This is a genomic window from Candidatus Dadabacteria bacterium (assembly GCA_026705445.1).
In the GTDB taxonomy this organism is placed as follows: Bacteria; Desulfobacterota_D; UBA1144; order Nemesobacterales; family Nemesobacteraceae; genus Nemesobacter.
In genome coordinates this window covers 37744-51512 of the sequence record JAPPAR010000020.1, presented here as the reverse complement: position 1 = coordinate 51512, position 13769 = coordinate 37744, and the positions used below count along the sequence as shown (strand labels likewise).

At 48.9% G+C, this 13769-nt stretch carries 11 protein-coding genes, 1 pseudogene and 1 CRISPR repeat array; of the genes and pseudogenes, 7 read left to right on the top strand and 5 right to left on the bottom strand.

Annotation, left to right across the window (positions count from 1 at the left end; genetic code table 11):
• The first annotated feature begins 69 nt into the window (after positions 1–69).
• The 3 genes and pseudogenes from cas1 to OXG75_05215 all read left to right on the top strand — a co-directional run bounded on the left by cas1 (position 70) and on the right by OXG75_05215 (position 2075).
• Positions 70–552, top strand: a pseudogene (gene cas1 / locus OXG75_05225) (CRISPR-associated endonuclease Cas1).
• 2 nt (positions 553–554) lie between these two features.
• On the top strand, positions 555–848 hold the full coding sequence (gene cas2 / locus OXG75_05220) for a CRISPR-associated endonuclease Cas2 (GenBank protein MCY3625374.1): 294 nt from the start codon (positions 555–557) through the stop codon (positions 846–848).
• Between the two features lie 225 nt (positions 849–1073).
• Positions 1074–1925: a CRISPR direct-repeat array (repeat unit 37 nt; unit sequence GTTTTCCGAGGCAACTTTGCCTCGGCCTCATTGAAGC).
• A gap of 6 nt (positions 1926–1931) precedes the next feature.
• Positions 1932–2075, top strand: a complete 144-nt coding sequence (locus tag OXG75_05215) for a hypothetical protein (protein MCY3625373.1) — start codon at positions 1932–1934, stop codon at positions 2073–2075.
• A 160-nt stretch (positions 2076–2235) separates the two neighbouring features.
• Here the strand turns inward: OXG75_05215 and OXG75_05210 are convergent, their stop codons facing one another.
• Positions 2236–2769: a hypothetical protein gene (locus OXG75_05210; protein MCY3625372.1), complete on the bottom strand. Its 534-nt coding sequence runs from the start codon at positions 2767–2769 to the stop codon at positions 2236–2238.
• Between the two features lie 105 nt (positions 2770–2874).
• Here OXG75_05210 and OXG75_05205 point away from each other — a divergent pair, with 105 nt between their 5' ends.
• Positions 2875–3009, top strand: a complete 135-nt coding sequence (locus OXG75_05205; GenBank protein ID MCY3625371.1) for a hypothetical protein — start codon at positions 2875–2877, stop codon at positions 3007–3009.
• A 295-nt stretch (positions 3010–3304) separates the two neighbouring features.
• Here the strand turns inward: OXG75_05205 and OXG75_05200 are convergent, their stop codons facing one another.
• The 3 genes from OXG75_05200 to OXG75_05190 all read right to left on the bottom strand — a co-directional run bounded on the left by OXG75_05200 (position 3305) and on the right by OXG75_05190 (position 4844).
• Positions 3305–3649: a DUF86 domain-containing protein gene (locus OXG75_05200; GenBank protein MCY3625370.1), complete on the bottom strand. Its 345-nt coding sequence runs from the start codon at positions 3647–3649 to the stop codon at positions 3305–3307.
• Entirely contained in the window at positions 3636–3950 is a 315-nt protein-coding gene (locus OXG75_05195; protein MCY3625369.1) for a nucleotidyltransferase domain-containing protein, read from the bottom strand. Before OXG75_05195 ends, OXG75_05200 begins: the two co-directional genes overlap by 14 nt.
• Positions 3951–4070: 120 nt before the next feature.
• Entirely contained in the window at positions 4071–4844 is a 774-nt protein-coding gene (locus OXG75_05190; GenBank protein MCY3625368.1) for a complement resistance protein TraT, read from the bottom strand.
• 254 nt (positions 4845–5098) lie between these two features.
• On the opposite strand from OXG75_05190, the gene aspS reads away from it, so the two are divergent.
• The 3 genes from aspS (at position 5099) to odhB (ending at position 11252) form a co-directional block, all read left to right on the top strand.
• The gene (gene aspS, locus OXG75_05185; GenBank protein MCY3625367.1) at positions 5099–6895 is read left to right on the top strand and encodes an aspartate--tRNA ligase; all 1797 of its coding nucleotides are present in this window, start codon (positions 5099–5101) and stop codon (positions 6893–6895) included.
• A gap of 198 nt (positions 6896–7093) precedes the next feature.
• On the top strand, positions 7094–9952 hold the full coding sequence (locus OXG75_05180; GenBank protein MCY3625366.1) for a 2-oxoglutarate dehydrogenase E1 component: 2859 nt from the start codon (positions 7094–7096) through the stop codon (positions 9950–9952).
• A 25-nt stretch (positions 9953–9977) separates the two neighbouring features.
• Positions 9978–11252 carry a 2-oxoglutarate dehydrogenase complex dihydrolipoyllysine-residue succinyltransferase gene (odhB, locus tag OXG75_05175; protein MCY3625365.1) on the top strand — a complete coding sequence of 425 codons (1275 nt, stop codon included), beginning with the start codon at positions 9978–9980 and terminating at the stop codon, positions 11250–11252.
• A 31-nt stretch (positions 11253–11283) separates the two neighbouring features.
• Here the strand turns inward: odhB and recG are convergent, their stop codons facing one another.
• Entirely contained in the window at positions 11284–13764 is a 2481-nt protein-coding gene (gene recG, locus OXG75_05170) for an ATP-dependent DNA helicase RecG (GenBank protein ID MCY3625364.1), read from the bottom strand.
• Between the last annotated feature and the right edge of the window lie 5 nt (positions 13765–13769).

The following is a 13769-nucleotide window of genomic DNA, read 5'->3' as shown; positions in this document are numbered from 1 at the left end:
CATGGCTGCTGACCCTAAAAACCCTTCCATATCCCTATGCGGTGAGAAATGCGGGCTAAACACCCAGGAAGTAATTTGCCAACCTTTTCCTTCTCCACACGCAATCGCCGTCCACCAACCGACCCCGTAAACGCCATGTTGTCTTTAGCCTACGCATTGCTTACAAGGACTTTCACTACAATAATTTCGGCAGTCGGATTAGACCCTTATATGGGCTTCTACCACCGTCCCAGACACGGTCGCCCAGCATTAGCTCTTGACTTGATGGAACCGTTTCGACCCATCGTAGCTGATTCCTGCGTAATACAGGCCATAAACAACGGAGAAGTTAAACCGAAAGATTTCATTTTCAACGGACCAGCCTGCTCGCTGAAAGCTGGCGGCCGCAGGGCGCTTATTTCGGCTTTCGAACGTCGCATGGATCAGGAAACCACCCATCCGCTTTTCGGTTATCAGGTTTCCATGCGACGGCTAATAAATGTTCAGGCGCGATTAATGGCTAGGCACTTACAAGGTGAAATTCCCGTTTACCCTAACTATCTACCCCGCTAACAATGGCAAAGCAAAAGCTTTACATAGTTACTTACGACATCTCAGAACCTAAGCGGTGGAGAAAAGTGTTCAAGCTGATGAAAGGGTACGGCTATTGGTTACAGTTATCGGTATTTCAATGCAGACTAACTTCTAAACGCCATGCGCAAATGTGCGCACGCTTGGAAGAATTAATACATTCAACTGAAGACCATGTGCTGATCCTTGATCTAGGTGACGCTGATCAAGTCAATCCTAATGTCGAAAGTTTGGGAAAAAACTATAAAATGCCGACAAGAGAGGCTATAATCATATAGGTATGATTCATGGTAAGGGAAGAGTGCCGGACCTGTCACGAGAGCTTCAATGGAAAAATAATAATGGGGAGCACTCGCATCTCAGTTTTTCCTTATATTCGAGGGAGATATACAACACCACAGCAAATCTTTTTCGGGAAGTTTTAGCTCTTATAATCAAACGGATAGCAGCACTCGCAGTAAATAAGAATAATTTAATCTCCGTAGCAAGTTATGAAGGGGGCTGTTTTCCGAGGCAACTTTGCCTCGGCCTCATTGAAGCGAGTCCGAACCTTCTCGTCGTTTTGAGTCTCTGACATGGTTTTCCGAGGCAACTTTGCCTCGGCCTCATTGAAGCGAGTCCGAACCTTCTCGTCGTTTTGAGTCTCTGACATGGTTTTCCGAGGCAACTTTGCCTCGGCCTCATTGAAGCGAGTCCGAACCTTCTCGTCGTTTTGAGTCTCTGACATGGTTTTCCGAGGCAACTTTGCCTCGGCCTCATTGAAGCAAAGTTAACCCGGACAGTTACCTTGACCGTGGTATCCCGTTTTCCGAGGCAACTTTGCCTCGGCCTCATTGAAGCATTTTGGTGTCGGTACGAGTCGCTCGCTGTAGCTGTGTTTTCCGAGGCAACTTTGCCTCGGCCTCATTGAAGCGCAACGTGGAAATCCATGTTTTCCAACCTCGGATCGGGTTTTCCGAGGCAACTTTGCCTCGGCCTCATTGAAGCGGCGATTGTGCCAAACGTTGTCTGGAGCTCGGTATGGTTTTCCGAGGCAACTTTGCCTCGGCCTCATTGAAGCCAGGAATACGCGGAGGACATGTCCGCGGTGTTCGAGGGTTTTCCGAGGCAACTTTGCCTCGGCCTCATTGAAGCTGTCGCTGGTACGCTTTTGTCTCGTCGTGATAAGCAAGTTTTCCGAGGCAACTTTGCCTCGGCCTCATTGAAGCATGTTACAGTCTCGAAGAACACATCTTCCGCGTTATCGTTTTCCGAGGCAACTTTGCCTCGGCCTCATTGAAGCGTAAAGCAGGGCTCGCATTCCCTCGTGATCTTCCTCGTTTTCCGAGGCAACTTTGCCTCGGCCTCATTGAAGTTAGGTAATGATAGGTGGTTTCGTGGCGGTCCTGGCATTTCAATGGAAAGTTTCTCAGGACATAGGTCTGCTTCGAGAAAGAATGGCGAAGCTTGAGGGGATGATGGAAGTTCTTATGAAGACTTTTGTAGAGACTCGGCAGAACGGGTAATAGCTCCCTCCGTTTGACTTCACTCTCCCTTCCTGTAGACTTTTCGTTAAGGTGTGCGGCAAAATCTCCGTGCTCAATGCTGAGGAACCTCTGGGTCCAATAGGTTCCGTAGAGGGAGAAGGAGCCCCTCTCGCACATCCGGAGGCGACCAGGCGACGTCTCATCTTTTCTGCTTTCTCAACACCTTTCCTTCTGCCTTTTTTGCTTTCAGGAAATCTTCCTTTCCCTCCGTTTTCTTGAAAAACGTCTTCACCTGCAACCCGGTTTTCGTCGGCACGTGCGGGAAGACGTAAAGAACCTCGCCCACCTCGAGGAAAAATTCGCGCTTGAGGGGGTTTTTTTTGGGCTGTATAACCATTCCGTCGTCCACCGCTTCCTGCGCCCGGAGCATATCCTCTATCGTAATGTCGCTATGCTTGCCCGTGATTTTCCTCATGACCCCATGTCTCATTCTGACTGCCTGGAATTTTGCCTGCCCAGTGAGTCTTTTTGTTTCGGCGTTGAGTACCGCGACTGGAAACTTCTCGTTTTTTCCGCGAATTCTCTCCTTTTCAACGAACCTCTTGAGCACCGGTCCCGTAACCGCATCCTCAACATATTTGCGTGCGATATCGTAATCGTACTCTTCAAGGTCCGGCTGAAACATGGGCACCAAGTCACGGGCCATCCTGCTGTCAGACCAGCAGAGAAACAATCACCCGAGAATCACCCGAGAATCACTCTCAAGCAATACCAGAATATTCAGAAGAACATCGACTCCGCCGACCCTATGTGTCTGCCGGATAACCGAACCGGGTATTTGACGACGGAAAAGGGAGAGCAGCGTTTCACGGTCATAAAGACCACGCGGGACAAAAGAGAACTGTACCTTCTCTCGACGTATACGGTGAATGACCGGGCGGCCAGAAGCATCAAAAAGAAGAAGATAAAATGAGGCGTCGCCTGGTCGCCTCAGGGATACGCGAGGAGGGCTGCTTCCACCTCCTACGGAACTTTTGGGGTCCAGGATTCCCCTCAACAATCGTAAGCAGAATTTGCCGCATATCCTTGACAAAGAATCTACAGCAAAAGAGAGTGAAGTCAAACAAAAAGCCCTCGATTGCAAGGGCTTGGTTCTAAGATAGATTAGGAACTATTATTGATAGCTAGACATCTTGCTATCAACAACCAACTGACTGAAAAATACCCGCTATTCTCAACATTATCCTATCGTAAATGGGTTCAGAATATCATTTTGCTTCCGGCGGCACAAGTGTTTTAAGAAGGTCAATTAGCTGAGGAATATCATTCTTTACAATATCCCATACAACTTCCAAGCTTATCTGGAAATAGCCATGCGCTAGACGATTTCGAGTGCCTATAATATTTTGCCATGGAACTTTAGGATTCTTCCGCTTGGTTTTCTCCTCAACATGAGTTGCGGCCTCCCCGATGATTTCAATGCACTTGAAGACGGCATTCTGACGTAACCGGTCTTGGGCAAACTGCTGAAAGGTTAAACTGGATGAAAATTCCAAAGCGTCTTGAGCGGCCAGTAGCATGTCAAGCAAATAAGCGGCTTCATCGCGCTTCATAAAAAACCTCAGCGGATTTTAGAATGGCTTCACGCCGGATATAGTTTCGGCTGCGCTCAACATCGGGTCGAAAGACTAAATCGACCTCCCTCCCTAGAATGTCGCCCAATTCCCTCTCCATGCGTAATATATTGGAAATACTGTGACTAATTCCGGGATGTGGGTTTACAAGCACATCTATGTCGCTTTCTGAACTAAAGTCATCCCGCAAGACAGAACCGAAAAACGCAAGCTCTGCAATATTCCAGCGCTCGCAAAAAGCGACGGTTTCTTTTTTCGGTATTGAAATACGTATTCCCATCTTCAAACCTCTGAACTATATCAATATTATTCCTCTAAGTAATTATATCAACAACCAAAAACTGCTTAAGTCTTTTAGTTCACTCTATTTGCACTGGTCCTCCAATCTGTACTTAACACGTCAGAAAATCCCGCCTATGGATCTTTCAAGACCTGCCTGAAGATGTGGTTTTGCCTCTTCAAAGTCAAGATTAGCCTTGTTGGCAACGCTCACAATCCTGGTCCTGTAGATTTTCCACTTCACGTCATCAGTATGTGAAGTCTGCTTGGTCCGCGTCGCGGTACCCTGTGACGCATCGGTATCTTCAGTCCGATAAACAAGTTCTCCCTTCTGAACACGCCCGCTTATTTGAATATCTGTTACCATCGTGAAGAGATCATCCGTTACGAGAGCGTCAAAAAGAAAGCCCGCAACTCCGCCTGCAATAGCGCCCGCAACGGTGCCCTTGTTGATCTCGTCAATATCCCCGCCTATGGCGCCTCCTATAACTCCGCCGATAACCGCCCCCTCAACCACGCCTTGGTAACCTTCTCCGAACATGGCGTTTGTCTCTTCAAGATCAGATCTACCGACCTTAAGAATATTGGCCTGGAGAATGAAAGTCGCCTCGGCCGGATCTTCCGTGATCCTGTAACCGTTAGAAGCTATCCTGCCCTTGATTCCGTATTCAATTCCGGACAGTTCCTTGTCGGTCGTATTCTTTATGTCGACGTAAACAACCCTCTCCTTGGGCGACACCGGCTCAAGAAAAATCGTCTCCGACATCTTGGTCTCAACCCTGAGCTCTCTTTTCTCGATAAGGGTCCTGGTCGCCGCGCAACCGTTCACGATAAAAAGAAGACATATAAATACAGCAAAAAACAGGTTCCTTTTACAGACAAGATATTTTCTCATTCATCAAAACTCCTCGGGATTTTATTGCCGGAGAAAAATTCCCGACCTTCCAGATTAGAATGGTATGTAAAAAAAGGGAAAAAACAAGTAGAAAGAACGCGTGGAAAACCTCCGTACTCACATCTTTATCAGTTAGAAATACAAGACAAAAATCACGCCGTATACTCCTCATTAAGACATCACCGTGACCTTGCCAACGTAAATCAATCTAGTATGATTAGCCAATCCTTCTTTGCCGGGAGAACTGCGTTTTAATGCTTGAACTTATGGGAGAGTGGAAAAGATCGAATTTCTGCGGAGAGCTTGGGAAAAAACACGTTGACCGCTCCGTTACTCTCATGGGCTGGGTACAGTCACGAAGAGACCATGGCGGGGTAATTTTTGTTGATCTGCGCGACAAGGAAGGGCTTTGCCAGATTGTTTTTAACCCGCAGCACGACCCGAAGATCCATAAGACCGCTGAACAGCTGCGGGATGAATGGGTAATCGCGGTAAAAGGAACTGTAACCCCCCGGACCGAGGAAACTGTGAACCCGAGCCTCAAAACCGGCGAGATCGAGGTGGTAGCCGAGCAGGTAAGAATTCTTAACACGTCAAAGGTAATACCGTTTCTCATAGAGAACGAAGTGAACGCCGATGAGCTTCTCAGGCTTAAGTACCGCTACCTCGACCTCAGAAGACCCCCAATGCGGGACAACATAATCTTTCGCCACAAAGTCGCCGCCGCGGTGCGAAGTTACCTCAACGAAAACGGGTTTCTCGAGATCGAAACCCCCTATTTCACGAAATCGACGCCTGAAGGGGCAAGAGACTTTCTCGTTCCGAGCCGGCTTAACGAAGGTCAGTTCTACGCGCTTCCTCAGTCGCCCCAGACATTGAAACAGACCCTTATGATCTCGGGTTTTGACAGATACTACCAGATAGTTAAATGCTTCAGGGATGAGGACTTAAGAGCGGACCGCCAGCCCGAATTCACCCAGATAGACATGGAGATGTCGTTTGTCTCAGAAGACGACGTGATCTCAATCGTCGAAGGCATGATAAAAACAGTTCTTCGGGAAACAAAAGGAATTGACGTAAGCATTCCTTTTTCTAGAATGCCTTACGAAGAAGCCATGGAGAGGTACGGGACCGACTGCCCCGATACGAGGTTCGGCCTTGAATTAAAGGACATTTCATCCATATTCCGTGACTCGCAGTTCAAAGTCTTTCGCGGAGCCCTTGAGAAGGGCGGAGCGATAAAGGCCCTTAACCTCAAAGGAGGAGCCGAGAAGCTTACAAGAAAGGAAATAGACGATCTTACCGAGTACGCAATCTCGCTCGGAGCAAAAGGGCTTGCGTGGATAAGGGTCGGCGAGGACGGGTGGAACTCTCCCATAGTCAAGTTTCTAAGTGAAGGGGAGCGCGAGCTTCTGGCCGAGACCCTTTCGATGGAGAAAGGAGACATAGTGTTTTTCGGTGCCGACTCGGTTGATATGGTAAACCAGGTGATGTCAAACGTAAGGCTCAGTCTCGGTCGGACCCTCTCTCTCATTGACGAAGAAAAACTTGAATTTCTCTGGGTAGTGGATTTTCCGCTTCTTAAGTACAGCCCCAGAGACAAAAGATACGTCGCCGTCCACCACCCTTTTACCGCCCCCAAAGATGAGGACGTGGAGAAAATTGAGGATTCCCCGGACGATGCGGCTTCAAAATCTTACGACATAGTCTTAAACGGAGTGGAGATAGGCGGGGGAAGCATAAGGATTCACAGAAAAGACATACAGCAGAAAATATTTGACGCTATAGGAATCGGAGAGGATGAGGCAAGGGAAAAATTCGGTTTTCTCCTTGAGGCTCTTGAATTCGGAGCCCCTCCGCACGGAGGGATAGCGCTCGGTCTTGACAGGCTTTTGATGCTTCTCTCGGGCGGAGAATCGATAAGAGACGTAATAGCTTTTCCAAAAACGCAGAAGGGATCCTGTCCTCTGACGGAAGCTCCCTCGGAGGTCTCTCCAGAACAGCTCCTTGAAACCGGAATAAACACTATCGCAAAAAAATCAGAAGACTGACCTTCCCAGAGCCCTTTTCATACGCCACCTAGGACTGTTACCGCATCATTTTAACGAGAGCAAAAAATCCTTGTTTGCTTTATATTTTATGCTATGATTCTATGCGGTTACCGTTAGAGCAGGCGGAATTGTGAATAGCGTGGATCAGGCTTTCAGTCAGTTGAAATCCTCATATCTGCGTAATTCCCAGGAAGGTGCATGGACATCTGGAAAAACTTTCACGGGCTCAACTCAGGTTACGTAATGGATCTCTACGAACGTTACGTAAGAGACTCCTCTTCAGTAGATCCCGCCACGAAAACCATCTTTAAGGGATGGAAACCCGATAGCAAATACTCGTCTCTCAGGGTCGAGATAGAACCCGAGATCGAGAAGAACGGTTTCAAGCAGTCATCCGTAAGAGATGTAAACAAGGCCGTTGCGATCGCCAATATGGCTCAGGCAATCAGGAGGCACGGTCACCTGGCAAGCAGAATAGACCCCCTCGGGGGTCCAGTTCACGGAGACCTCACCCTGCACGCCGAAACCTTCGGACTTGACGAGGAGGAACTAAGAGACTTTCCCTCGACACTTGTAGGATGGCCTCTTTCGCAGAACTCACTTGACGCCCTTGACGGAATAAGAAAGCTGAGAAAAATCTACTCTTCCACCACGGGGTATAACTATGACCACATCTACGAAGCTGAAGAGAGAAGGTGGATGAGAGGCGCCATAGAGTCGGGTGTTTACCGCCCTCCCCTAAATCCCGTTAACGAAGTGGAACTTCTCGATACCCTCACCAAAGTGGAGGTATTCGAAAACTTCCTCCACAGCATCTTTCCCGGGAAATTCAGGTTCTCAATAGAAGGCGTCGACATGCTGGTGCCGATGCTGAATGAACTAATACTCCTCGCCATCAAAGCCGACATACACCAGATAATTCTCGGAATGGCCCATCGCGGAAGGCTGAACGTGATGCACCACGTGATGGAGAAAAACTACAAGTACACGCTGCTTAAGTTCAAGGACCCTGTTCTGGTAAGGGACTTCGCCGACGACATGGGATGGACCGGGGACGTAAAGTACCACGAGGCCGTAAAACGCGATATCCCGACGGGAGGCATGCTTGATCGCAACATGAGGATCACCATGGTTCCCAATCCCAGCCACTTGGAATCGGTAAATCCCGTAGTGCAGGGAATGTCGAGGGCATGCGGGATAAGCGATGATGTGCCTGGTTCTCCGCAATTCGACCCCTCAACGGTAATCCCGGTACAGATTCATGGAGATTCGGCATTCATGGGACAGGGGATAAACGCGGAAACGCTTAATCTCTCATCCCTTCCGGGCTACCGCGCCGGCGGAACCATACACATAATCACCAACAACCAGCTGGGCTACACCACGCTTCCCTGCGACAGCAGAAGCACTCTTTACGCAAGCGATCTCGCAAAGGGATTCGAAATACCGATTGTCCACGTAAATGCGGATGACCCGGTCGCCTGCATAGAGTCAATACGCCTGGCCTTCGGCTACACATCGAGATTCGAAAAACATTTCCTCATAGACCTTGTCGGCTACAGAAGGTACGGACACAACGAGGCGGACGAACCGGGATTCACTCAGCCCATGATATACAAAAAGATAGACAGTCATCCCCGGGTGATGGACATCTGGGCAAAGAAACTGATAGAAAAAGGCACCGTCTCGGAAAAGCAGGTAGAACAGCTACAGGAAGAATATATCAAGAAGATTGCCGAGGAATTCGAATCGATTTCCCCTGACGACTCCCCCGAGGAATCAACGGCGCCCTCCCCAGAACGCGAGATAGCGAAAAGAACGGTTACCAAGGTTCCCGACGAAACCCTGCGCGGACTAAACGACTCCCTTCTCTCGGTTCCCGAAGGATTCACGGTAAATTCGAAAATCGCCAGAATACGCGACAGAAGAAAAAACACTCTCGACGACCCGAAAGAAAAGACAATTGACTGGGCCATGGCGGAAGAACTAGCCTACGCTTCCATAATCGCACAAGGCATTCCCATCAGGATAACCGGACAGGATTGCGAGAGGGGTACTTTCAGCCATCGTCACGCAGTGCTCCACGACTCTGAGAACGGCGCAATTCATACTCCTCTGGAGAGGATCCCGCAGGCAAAAGCTGCATTCGAGATAAAAAACAGCCCGCTCAGCGAAAACGCCTGCCTGGGTTTTGAGTACGGATACTGTATCGAGAGAACAAACTGCCTTGTAATATGGGAAGCCCAGTACGGAGATTTCATAAACGGGGCTCAGACCATAGTGGACGAGTATCTTGTATCGGCAAGGGCGAAATGGGGACAGACCCCTTCCCTGGTTCTCCTGCTCCCTCACGCTTATGAAGGACAGGGCCCTGACCACTCGAGCGGGAGGCTTGAAAGATTCCTCATGTCGGCCGCCGAATACAATATAAGGATAGTAAACTGCACCACTTCAGCGCAGTTTTTCCACGTACTTCGCCGCCAGGCCCTGCTGCTTGAAAAAGATCCCCTTCCCCTGATCGTCATGACGCCCAAGGGACTTCTACGAAGCCCGATGATAAACTCGTCCCTTAAGGATCTATCCGAGGGAAAATGGCTTCCCGTAATCGACGATCCGATGACCACCAGACAGACGAAAAAAGTAAGAAGGCTGATATTCTGCAGCGGCAAGGTATACGTTGACCTCATCTCAAGTGAACTCAGAGCCAAATCGCCTGATGTTGCCATAGCCAGAATCGAGCAGCTTTACCCGAGACCCAAGGAAGAGGTAAGCGCCGTTTTGGAGAGGTATGGTAAACTTGAAGAGGTGGTCTGGGTACAGGAAGAACCTCAGAACGCGGGAGCCTGGAAATACATGCTGCCTTTTTTCAAAAGAAAAATCATCAAGAAACGGTTTCCACTCAGCTATATAGGAAGAAAGCGCTACTCAAGCCCGTCCGAAGGACTTTCCTCCATGCACAAATACAATCAGGGGTTGCTTATAAAGCAGGCGTTCAGCATAGACAAAGTAGTGGAAGGAAATGAGGAAAGCGGGATAACCTGGCACAGAAATATCTGAGACAAAGGCGCAAGCGAGGGAGAAAATGGCCAAGAACATCGTCGTTCCCCACTTGGGGGATTCCGTAATAGAAGCAACAATAATCAAGTGGACCAAGCAACAGGGAGACACGGTAAGACTCGGGGAAACCGTTGTTGAGCTTGAGACCGAGAAAGCTAACTTCGAAGTCGCCGCCGAAGCAACGGGAATCTTGGCGTCAATAGCGAAAAAAGCAGATGAGGATGTCGAAGTAGGAGACATCCTAGGAACCATTGAAGTATCCGAAAGCAAAAAGGATACAAGAAGCGGTGCAGAAGAATCTCCTAAGAAAACTGAAGCCTCACCCCAACCACCAACCGAAGGAACTCCCCAAGAAAAGCAGCCTGAAGAAGAACCCGAGACCAGAGTGACTCCCGTCGCGAGAAATATCGCCGAGCAGAACGAAGTCGACCTCTCCCAGATCGTACCCGAGGGAAACAGAATCACGAAAGAAGATGTGGAAAGGCACCTTGAGTCACAGAGAACCGGAGGGGAAATCCCGCAAGAAGCCCCCCCGGAGGAGGAAATTTCCGAAACCCCGGTATCGCCGGATATTTTCCCGTCCCTCTCACAGCTTACCGCAAACAGGGAGAGGAGAATGAAAATGTCGAGACGTCGCAGGACCATAGCAAGACGTCTCGTGGAAGCTCAGCAGACAGCCGCCATACTTTCCACTTTTAATGAAATCGACATGTCTAACGTAATGGAGCTTCGATCGAGAAAAAAAGACGCTTTCCGGGAAAAATACGGAGTGAGTCTCGGTTTTTCCTCCTTTTTCATAAAAGCCTCTATTGGAGCGCTCAGGCTGTTTCCTGAGATAAATGCCGAGATCCAGGAAGATGAAATAGTCTATAAGGATTACTATGACATCGGAATAGCCGTAGGGGCCGAGGGAGGACTTGTCGTTCCCGTCATAAGGGAGGCTGACAGAAAAACCTTCGCACAGATAGAAAAAGAAGTCAGGGAACTTGCCGAAAAGGCAAACACAAACACACTTTCACTCGATGAAATCTTCGGCGGGACTTTCACCATAACAAACGGAGGAGTGTACGGTTCGCTGATGAGCACCCCAATACTGAATCCGCCCCAAGTCGCGATACTTGGACTTCACAAGATAGAGGAAAGGCCCGTGGCGGTTAACGGAGACATAGTGATAAAACCGATGATGTACACGGCACTCAGCTACGACCACAGGATAGTTGATGGAAAGGAAGCCGTGCAGTTCCTCGTAAAGGTAAAGGAACTGATTGAAGATCCTGAAACTCTTCTTATCGAAGGTTAAGCCCTAAGATCGAATTAACAACCGCTCAATGCTATGAACTAGTATCCAGTTCAAGCATTTCGCCCCATTTCTCCGTTACATGCGCAAAGAGTTTTTCGTATTCCGCGTAATTATCCACCCTGTCCATCAGTTGGCGGGCACAGTCTCTTGATTCGTTAAGCAACGCGGAATCTCTTATAAGATTGGCAAAACTGAAACCGGGAACTCCAGACTGCTTCGTGCCCATGAATTCTCCAGGGCCCCTGTTGGCAAGATCAAACTCAGAGATTCTGAACCCATCTGAGGTCTCGCCCATTATTTTAAGCCTTTCTCCCGACTCCTCTCCCGATATGAACGAATATACTATATAGCAGGTTGATTCATGTTCTCCCCTCCCCACTCTTCCCCTCATCTGGTGAAGTTGTGAGAGCCCGAAACGCTCCGCGTTTTCTATAACCATTACTGTGGCGTTGGGAACATCGACTCCCACCTCTATCACAGTCGTGGAGACAAGAATATCACATCGCTTCGCAAGAAAATCATCCATCACCACGTCCCTTTCATCGCTTTTCATCCTGCCGTGGAGAAGAGAGACACGAAACTCAGAGAATTCCCTGCGCAGTTCCTCGACCATTCTGGTTACGTGTCTTACGCGTTTGAAATCCTGATTCTCGGATTCCTCTATAAAGGGATAGACGAAATACGCCTGGCGTCCCTCTTCAAGCTTTTTTCTTATCTGGGTGTAAAACCATGTTCGATTTTTCTGCGTATCCCCGAGAACAAAGGTCTCCACCTTTTTTCTTGAAGGAGGAAGTTCGTCAATCACTGAAACTTCAAGATCTCCGTACACGGTGATGGCCAGGGTTCTCGGAATCGGAGTAGCCGTCATAACAAGAACGTCGGGCACCATCGCTTTCTGTACCAGCTTGGCCCTCTGAATAACTCCGAACCTGTGCTGCTCATCTATTACCACGAATCCGAGAGCCTTAAAATCCACCGCTTCTGAGATCAGAGCGTGGGTTCCGACCACGATATCAGCCTGCCCGGTCTTTATCTCTTCGTGGACGCGGGATTTTTCCGCCTTCGAAAGCGCACTTTTAAGAAGAACTACGCTTATTCCCGTGTTCTCGGTCATCTGGCTAATATTTCGAAAATGCTGCTCGGCCAGTATCTCCGTCGGAACCATAAGTGCGGCCTGATAGCCTGACTCAACTGCCCGGAGCATCGAGACAAGAGCGACAAGAGTCTTTCCGCTTCCCACGTCACCCTGAAGAAGCCTGTTCATCGGTTGGGAGGAACCCATATCTGCCCCTATCTCCGAGATAGCCCTTTCCTGAGCATGTGTAAGGCTGAAGGAAAGTGAACGAAGAAGTTTTTCCGAAAGAGAACTGCCAGGACTAAAAGATATGCCCCGACTTTCGTCCACCTTTCGTTTTTTGGAGAAAAGGCCAAGCTGGAGAACGAAAAACTCGAAAAATATAACGGTTCTGTGAGGCCGCGAACTTGCAACCGAACCAAGGTCGTCAAAATCAACTGGAAGTACATCGCCAGGAGGGAAATGCACCTGCTCAAGGGCCTTGGGCAAGTCCATCAGGTCGTGCTTTTCCTGAATATCTTTCGGGATCAGTCCCTTGAAGTCCCGCGCGTAGCTGTCAAGAGCCCCTCTTACCGCCTCTCTCAGTTTCTTCTGAGTAAGACCTTCTGTAAGCGGGTAGACGGGAACAATTCTTCCAAACTGAAGAGGGTTTCCGACATCTTCTTCATCTTCTACTACCTCTATGTCCTGGGCAAGCGGATGAATTATCTGAAGAGCTCTGCCGCCAGGGGCAACCGATACCTTGCCGTGAATTATGAAGCTCAACCCCTTCTTAAAAATCCCCCTCAGGTAGGAAGGATTGTAATTAAACCAAGTGAGCCTGAGCCTGCCGGTCCCATCGTAAATCACCACCTGAAAAAAGCTTCTCTTTCTGTTTCTTATGTCCGCCACGGAGACAACTTCGCCCCGAACAGTGCAGGAATCCCCGGGAACGACCTCCGATATGTCCGCTATTTTCCTGCGGTCGTCATATTTTCTCGGAGAGTAGAAAAGAAGATCAGAGACGGTACGTATGGATTTTTTCGCGAGAAATCCCGCAATCCTCGGTCCGATTCTCTTAAGATTCGTGACGCTTACAGAAAATGGGCTCCCGCCTGGGGGAAGCTTTTTCCTGGAAACGGCTGCTTTCCTGGAGATATCCTTGCGTTCACTTTTTCTAACAAGCTTCATCGTTTCGCGAACGACCGATAGCGCAGAAGATATTCTTTTGGCTTTTTCTGGACGCGTCAGGGTTTTGAAGTCAGAGAAAGAATTCCTCAGTGACGCTACAGGAGTTTTTACTTCCTCGGGAAACTTCCCCGTAAGAAGTTTCGTCGAGATTTTCCTTATGTCCTCTCCAAGTTCGGGAACCTTGTCAAGATTTGAAAAATTATTCCTTGAGGCAAAAAGAAGTGGAGTTTGCAGAGAACGCAGGATTTTTTCCAGCTCGCCCCGCATAATGA